The following is a 251-nucleotide window of genomic DNA, read 5'->3' on the forward strand; positions in this document are numbered from 1 at the left end:
GGGACGATCACCGGACCGATGACGTTCGGGGAAATCGCCTACGTCCTGCTCACGCAAACGATGGTGCACCTGACCATCGAGCAGGGCTGAACCGCTCCGACGCCAGAGAACCGCTCCGACGCCAGAATATGCAGGCGAAATTGCACGATGTGATGTTGTAACCTTGCTTCGGCTTGGCTACATGGCGGTCGTGAGTTTCGTCCTGCACCGTCCCAACTGGCTGTCGAGTCTCGATCGCTTCGCGATCGGGT

At 59.4% G+C, this 251-nt stretch carries 1 protein-coding gene; it reads left to right on the forward strand.

Annotation, left to right across the window (positions count from 1 at the left end):
* Positions 1-6: 6 nt before the first annotated feature.
* Positions 7-90 carry a DUF6976 family protein gene (locus AC0IYH_RS32955; RefSeq protein WP_471838589.1) on the forward strand — a complete coding sequence of 28 codons (84 nt, stop codon included), beginning with the start codon at positions 7-9 and terminating at the stop codon, positions 88-90.
* Positions 91-251: the final 161 nt, after the last annotated feature.

It is taken from the genome of Pseudomonas sp. AC463 (assembly GCF_979253585.1).